Origin of the sequence: Paenibacillus sp. cl123, from assembly GCF_900101595.1 — a bacterium.
In the GTDB taxonomy this organism is placed as follows: Bacteria; Bacillota; Bacilli; order Paenibacillales; family NBRC-103111; genus Paenibacillus_G.
Window position 1 is genome coordinate 1 of sequence record NZ_FMYY01000046.1, and the last position, 6,224, is coordinate 6,224.

At 50.1% G+C, this 6,224-nt stretch carries 6 protein-coding genes and 1 rRNA gene; 2 read left to right on the forward strand and 5 right to left on the reverse strand.

Annotated elements, in window-relative coordinates:
• Positions 1-230 (reverse strand): transposase zinc-binding domain-containing protein (locus BLR08_RS30390; RefSeq protein ID WP_256328373.1); only part of this gene is annotated, 230 nt, incomplete at its 3' end.
• 143 nt (positions 231-373) lie between these two features.
• A complete protein-coding gene (gene acsA / locus BLR08_RS30395) occupies positions 374-2,098 on the reverse strand; it encodes an acetate--CoA ligase (protein WP_072338315.1) in 1,725 nt (574 codons plus the stop codon).
• Positions 2,099-2,247: 149 nt separating this feature from the next.
• On the opposite strand from acsA, the gene BLR08_RS30400 reads away from it, so the two are divergent.
• Entirely contained in the window at positions 2,248-2,880 is a 633-nt protein-coding gene (locus BLR08_RS30400; RefSeq protein WP_072338316.1) for a GNAT family N-acetyltransferase, read from the forward strand.
• A gap of 14 nt (positions 2,881-2,894) precedes the next feature.
• Positions 2,895-4,073, forward strand: coding sequence for an acetoin utilization protein AcuC (locus BLR08_RS30405; protein WP_176835650.1), 1,179 nt, complete (start codon positions 2,895-2,897; stop codon positions 4,071-4,073).
• Positions 4,074-4,158: 85 nt separating this feature from the next.
• Here the strand turns inward: BLR08_RS30405 and BLR08_RS30410 are convergent, their stop codons facing one another.
• The 3 genes from BLR08_RS30410 to rrf all read right to left on the reverse strand — a co-directional run bounded on the left by BLR08_RS30410 (position 4,159) and on the right by rrf (position 6,222).
• Positions 4,159-5,043 carry a 3'-5' exonuclease gene (locus BLR08_RS30410; protein WP_083537598.1) on the reverse strand — a complete coding sequence of 295 codons (885 nt, stop codon included), beginning with the start codon at positions 5,041-5,043 and terminating at the stop codon, positions 4,159-4,161.
• A 78-nt stretch (positions 5,044-5,121) separates the two neighbouring features.
• On the reverse strand, positions 5,122-5,526 hold the full coding sequence (locus BLR08_RS30415; RefSeq protein ID WP_072338319.1) for an IDEAL domain-containing protein: 405 nt from the start codon (positions 5,524-5,526) through the stop codon (positions 5,122-5,124).
• Positions 5,527-6,105: 579 nt separating this feature from the next.
• Positions 6,106-6,222: ribosomal RNA gene (rrf, locus tag BLR08_RS30420) — 5S ribosomal RNA — on the reverse strand.
• Positions 6,223-6,224: the final 2 nt, after the last annotated feature.

The window sequence follows — 6,224 nt, forward strand, 5'->3', positions numbered from 1 at the left end:
CGGCTCCATTCTTCCGTTTCCCCACAGGAGCATGTAGTGCAAAAGCGTCCTTTGCATCGGTAAGGCACTCTACGAATGTCGTGACAACCCTCACATACAAGAAGCTTAAATCCATTTCGAGGATCTCCACAGCCGCGAAATTTTTGTACCTCTTTTATGACATTAGGCCGAATATGTTTTTTATGTTTATCTACAAAAGCATCCCAGTGCCGATGCTCATCGAAAAATATTTACTTTAAGATATTCGAGTCCATAACTTTACCTTAACAGAAATTTAAATAAGGGGTAAGCTTCGCTCACCCCAAAACTTATAAATTCTTATATGTTCAAAAAACCTTAGCTATAACATAGCTAAGGCCCTTTGCTTCTTACTTTAATCTTCGATTGTGGACAAATCTCCTGTGGGCAGGTTTAGCTCCCAGGCTTTCAGCACACGGCGCATAATTTTACCGCTGCGCGTCTTCGGAAGTTTGTCTTTGAACTCGATCTCACGCGGAGCCGCATGAGCCGACAAGCCTTCTTTGACGAACTTGGAAATCTCCGCCTTCAGCTCATCCGAAGGGGAATATCCTTCGCGCAGCGCGATGAATGCTTTAATGATCTCTCCGCGCATCGCATCCGGTTTGCCGATAACGCCGGCTTCCGCAACTGCCGGGTGCTCGACAAGCTTGCTTTCCACCTCGAACGGACCTACGCGCTCGCCCGCCGTATTAATAACATCGTCGATGCGGCCCTGGAACCAGAAATAGCCGTCGGCGTCCATATAAGCCGAGTCTCCGGATATGTACCAGCCCGGGATACGGAAATATTCTTCGAACTTGGCCTGGTTTTTCCAAATCTTGCGCATCATCGAAGGCCAAGGCGTCTTAATCGCGAGATTGCCCATCCGCAGAGGCGGCAGGATGTTGCCGGCGTCATCGATGATAGCGGCTTCGACCCCTGGCAGCGGCTTGCCCATCGAACCTGGGCGGATCGCCATGCATGGATAGTTGCAGATCAACTGTCCGCCTGTTTCCGTCATCCACCACGTATCATGAATCCGTTGGTTGTACACTTTAAGCCCCCAGCGCACGACTTCCGGGTTAAGCGGCTCACCCACGCTGAGCACATGGCGAAGCGAAGACAGATCGAATTGCTTGACTGCGTCGTCCCCCGCTCCCATCAGCATCCGGAAGGCCGTTGGCGCGCTGTACCATACCGAAACCTTGTAGCGTTCAATCGTCTTGTACCAGTCCTGCGGGCTGAAGCGTCCGCCGCGAATGACATTGGTCGCACCATTGAGCCAAGGGGCGAAAATACCGTAGGAGGTTCCCGTTACCCAGCCCGGATCGGCCGTACACCAGTAGACGTCTTCTTCCTGCAGGTCAAGCACGACACGCCCCGTATAGTAGTGTTGAAGCATCGCATTATGTACATGTACGACGCCTTTGGGCTTGCCCGTCGAACCGGAGGTATAATGAATCAGCATGCCGTCTTCGCGGTCTACCCATTCAATTTCCAGGTCATCGGAAGCTTCGGCCATCTCCTTGTGGAAATCAACCTGGCCTTCCGTCAGCTCCAGGTCCTGCCCAACTAAAATGACATGCTTCAGATTCGGCAGCTGATCGACAGGAACACGCGATAATTGTGAAGGCGTAGTGATGATCGCTACCGCTTCACTGTCCTCCAGCCGGTCTCTGACCGCAGTCTCCATAAACGCTTCAAATAGCGGACCGACGATCGCTCCGACTTTTAATGAACCGAGAAGAGAAAAATAAAGTTCCGGCGTTCTTGGCATAAAAATGAAGATACGGTCGCCCTTATTTACTCCCAGTTTGCGCAAGACGTTGCCAAACCGGTTGGACTGCAGCTTCATATCGTGGTAAGTGTATTGTTCATCTCTGCGGTCGTCGCTATAGTACAACGCGACTTTATCTTTTCTGTCGGAATTTGCATGACGGTCAATCGCTTCATGAGCCATATTGACTTTGCCCGTTTGGGACCAGCTGAACGTGTTCTCAATTGCTTCCCAGCTAAAACCGGCACGTTCCTCTTCGTAGCTCTTCATGTTCGAAGTCGTTGATAAAGGTGCAATACTCTCTACACTTGCTTGATCCATGCCACTTACCTCCCGATTTTCCATCTAATTTACATCTATCTAAAACGCTTTCATGAGACACACATGTCATATTATAACACAACCCTTTCTATTCGACTATTTATTTGTTATGCTTGATTTGCGAAAGTGCAGGGAAAGGATGCTCTACTATGGAACATGTGAAACGATACCAGTCCTTTACGATCCCCTATCAGGACAGCGAGCTTGTTGTGGAAGGACCGGTTCCTCCGGACCGGTTGCGCACTTATGTCATGCATCCCGATCTCGATGCTTTCCGCCGACCCAAAGAGCAATTTGTGGCGCTCGTGGAAATATCCGAGCTTCCGGAAGGCCGCATTATTCTCGCTCGCCATGGCGACCAGATCGTCGGCTACGTCACCTTTCATTACCCCGATGAGCTGGAGAGATGGTCTGAAGCTCAGATGGAGGATTTGATCGAGCTGGGAGCGATCGAGGTCGCGGATGATTATCGCGGCTGCGGCCTTGGCAAGCACATGATTCGAACGGCTTTTTTGGAGGAACAGCTTGAGAATGTGATTACATTCACCACGGAGTACTACTGGCATTGGGATCTGGAGAAAAGCGGTCTGACAGTGTGGCAGTACAGGGATATGATGGAAAAGCTGATGAAATGCGTCGATATGGTCTGGTTCGCAACCGATGATCCGGAGATATGCTCCCATCCGGCCAACTGTCTGATGGTTCGGATCGGCAAAAACGTACCGCTGTCCTCCGTCGAGCAATTCGACCGTGTCCGATTCCGGCAGCGATTTATGTACTGATGGAGGCGCAAGAAATGAAAGCCAATGCCATTTTTATTTATGACGAGCGCGAAACCGCCTATCGCTTTAATGACAGTCATCCCTTCAATCAGGAGCGGGTTCGCGTTACGGTTGATTTGTTAAAAAAAGCGGGCGCTTTACCCGATTCCTGTATGCATTCGCCTCCGCCCGCCACCGAAGATGACCTGCTGCTCGTCCATACCCGGGAATATATTGACTGCGTGAAGGGCTTAAGCCCCGATTCGCCGGAGGATTGCTGGGTCGACAAGGCGGGCAGATACGGCCTGGATACGGAGGACACTCCCTACTTTCCCAATATGCATAAAGTTACCTTGGATCTTGTAGGCGGGTCCCTCTACGCCGTAGATGCCGTTATGCGCGGCGAAACGGTCCACGCCATGCATCTTGGCGGTGGCCTGCACCATGCTTTGCCCAGCAAAGGAGCTGGCTTCTGCGTCTATAATGACGCGGCTGTAGCTATCGCGCACGCCAAAGGAGTCTATGGCGCCAGAGTATTGTATATCGATACCGATGTACATCATGGCGATGGCGTGCAGTGGTGCTTCTACACGGATCCCGATGTATGCACCTTCTCGATCCATGAGACGGGCAAATATTTATTCCCCGGAACAGGGGCTGTGAACGAACGCGGAGACGGCCCAGGTTTCGGCACTAAGATCAACGTTCCGATGGAACCGTATACAGAGGATCAATCGTGGATCGAATGCTTCACCGAGGTATTAAGCCGGACGGTCGCGCAGTTTAAGCCGGACTTGATCGTCTCTCAGCATGGCTGTGACGCTCATGCCTTCGATCCATTGGCTCATATTCATTGCAGCATGGAGATTTACCGGGAAATGCCCAAAGTGATTCATAAGCTCGCCCATCAATACTGCGAAGGACGCTGGGTGGCTCTCGGGGGCGGAGGCTACGATATTTGGCGCGTTGTGCCTCGCGCATGGGGCTTAGCTTGGCTGGAAATGAGCGAGCATCCGTTGCTGGGCGGCCTGGGTTCCCCCTCTTTAAGCGCCCTGCCGCCAGATTGGCTGCAAAGCTGGCAGCCGCATAGCGCAGAGAAGCTGCCGGATACATGGCTGGATGAAGTTGAATCATGGGAAGCGATGCCGCGCCGCGCCGAGATTGAAGCCAAAAATCGCCAGACCAAGGAATTATCTATGCTTTATTTAGGCTAGCTCCTGTTCCCCCTAGGTTATACTCCTGTGGGCTCCGGATTCTTTATCTGCAAACCTGTCTCCCCTGAGGCAGGTTTTTTTATGCTTAGATATCAATTCCGAGGGATTTCAAGCGTGCACGCACTCCTCTGCCGTAGACCTGTTTGAAATACCTCCGGAACATATGCTCCATATATCCGATTTCAGTGGGCGTCAGCTTCATGATCGCTATATACTGCTGAGTCTGTTCGTCCTGAACAAACTGCTCCCAGGAAAGCACTTGATTCAGCTTTACGGCTTGATTCAAGTCCATGCTCATTTTTTTCTTAATGCCGCCGGTACTTATCTTGATAGGGTCCGCTTTGTAGGAGCTGCTTGAATGAATGATTTCCAGATGAAGCAGCAGCAAGCGGTGCGCATGCAAAGCGTCGTCGAGGGCCGAATGCTGTTTGCCGGTTAACTCGATGTGATGCTCTTCCAGCGCTTGCTGCAGACCGCCTGTATATGTGGTCGACATATCAATCATGCGGGTCAACCAATCAGTCGATATGCCATTCGTTTTACAATCCACTAGCAGATGGAAAAAATCCGTCTTTCCCCAAGCGATTAAGGTGCACGGATTGCCGCAAAAAACCTTAAACCGTCCGATCACTTCCGTAAACGGCTCACTAGCAGCCAAAGTCTCCCGCTCTATCCCGCAAAAATCCAGAGCAAAATCATGTATCGGGAAAAGCGGGCGAACATAGCTTTGAAAAGTATCGAGTATATCACCGTTTTCGTTGATTTTAACTGCGCCGATTTCAATTATTTCCATCGGATAAATATCATAATGTCTTCTTCCGTTAAACTCCAGATCGATCACCAGTATGTTCATCAGGCTTCCTCCTTGCTGCTTCCCTTCTAAGTATGCACAAAAAACTGCATTTAGCCAAGTTAGCGGCGATATTTCAAAGAAGGGCCTTCTTCTGGGCAACAGAAAAAGCGAACCCATGTCGGTCCGCTTTCATCTATAATTTATAAGTGTCTCAGCCTTCGCCTCAACAAGCATTCCAACAGGTAAGGTTTCTCTTTAAATAGCCTCACCGTTGGATTTACGGTATGAAGTGTTATTCCATCTGGGATGGATCACCGGTGTATGCTGGGAAGACGGCTTGCTGACCGGAGCTGCAGGAAGCTTCTTATTCAGCTCTGCGAACCACTGCTTATCATGAGTCATAAGAGCAAGATCAATGAGGCTGCGCAGTTCTTCGTGGCTGAATAACGAGCGATCGGGCAGCTTTTTCGTTCTAACGCGGCTGGCCTGCAGCAAGGTGTTAACGATAGGCTCGTGATCGCTTTGTGTCACCCATACGAGCAATTGTCCGCCTTCATCTATAGACTCTACGTAGCCGATAAATTTCTCATCGGAAGCCGAAGAGCCGCTGACCCAGTCGCTCTCCCGAATAACATCGAATGGATTGGCTTGCGTCATCATCTTTCACCTCGTTCTCATAGTGGTCAACCTTTTGATTCTATAAAGCTGAATGACCTTTACTGTTATTATAATAGTTACAGTAATAAAAATCAATTACTTTATAAAAATAAGTTAGTAACCATGCTCTTGACAAGCATTTTTGCATGATTGTCCACCCGTAACCTGAGAGCTTGGCGTGGACGTTTTAAGCTTGGTTTTTGCGGCTGATGTCTCGCCCATTTTGAATCCAAATTAGAGGAGGATGGGCTTCGAGCTATACTTTGTCGCTCAATCGACTGATCGCCGCTGTTTTAAAGCTCTCGGGTGGGCTTAGAAGGCCAGAATGCTGCCGTGTAACCTGCTCTAAGATCGCCGGCGGGTTTGGAGCTAAGTCCAGTTCACCTATTTTCGTCAGACTCGTGTAACAGAGGAGCGACTCCTGGATTTCTATGCGTCCCTCTTCATAGCCTGCCTATAGCGATAGCCTATTTGTTTAGCGTCTGCCCGAAGATACCGTAAGCCACAAGGTCTTAAACTGTTCTTCTCGCCAAACACAAAAAAACAAGCAGCGCGGAAGATTCCATGCTGCTTGCTCTTTGTGCTTGGCGACGTTCTACTCTCCCAGGACCCTGCGGTCCAAGTACCATCGACGCTGGAAGGCTTAACGGTCGTGTTCGGGATGGGTACGCGTGGTTCCCTTCCGCCATCATCACCAAACC

Bases quoted from the DNA above. Each gene is read 5' to 3' on its own strand.
- BLR08_RS30405 (WP_176835650.1), top strand. From the start codon at position 2,895: ATGAAAGCCAATGCCATTTTTATTTATGACGAGCGCGAAACCGCCTAT.
- BLR08_RS30410 (WP_083537598.1), bottom strand. From the start codon at position 5,043: ATGGGTTCGCTTTTTCTGTTGCCCAGAAGAAGGCCCTTCTTTGAAATA.
- acsA (WP_072338315.1), bottom strand. From the start codon at position 2,098: ATGGATCAAGCAAGTGTAGAGAGTATTGCACCTTTATCAACGACTTCG.
- BLR08_RS30415 (WP_072338319.1), bottom strand. From the start codon at position 5,526: ATGATGACGCAAGCCAATCCATTCGATGTTATTCGGGAGAGCGACTGG.
- BLR08_RS30400 (WP_072338316.1), top strand. From the start codon at position 2,248: ATGGAACATGTGAAACGATACCAGTCCTTTACGATCCCCTATCAGGAC.